The sequence below is a fragment of the Streptomyces sp. NP160 genome, assembly GCF_006335115.1.
Classification (GTDB): domain Bacteria; phylum Actinomycetota; class Actinomycetes; order Actinomycetales; family Quadrisphaeraceae; genus Quadrisphaera.
In genome coordinates, this window is the sequence record NZ_VDMJ01000033.1 from 1 (window position 1) to 235 (window position 235).

At 75.3% G+C, this 235-nt stretch carries 1 protein-coding gene; it reads right to left on the bottom strand.

What is annotated here, in order from left to right; all coding sequences use genetic code 11:
• Positions 1-235: beta-galactosidase trimerization domain-containing protein (locus FHN55_RS16545; RefSeq protein WP_180357900.1), on the bottom strand; the 235-nt coding region annotated here is incomplete at both ends.

Here is a 235-nt window from a genome sequence, read left to right on the forward strand (position 1 = left end):
GCGGGCCACCAGCGGCAGCGGCGCCAGCAGGTTCGAGAACTCCTGGTAGGAGGCTCTAGCGGCCTCGGCGAGCCGGCCCGGCTTGACCTCGAGCCGCGCGCGCGCCAGCTCGTCGGCGTAGGCGCTGCGGATGCCGAGCACGAGGTGGCCGCCCGCCCGCGCGTAGGCGTCGAGCCAGTCGAGCAGCTCGTCGGAGGCCACGTACAGGCCGGGCACCAGCAGCACCGGCAGCTCG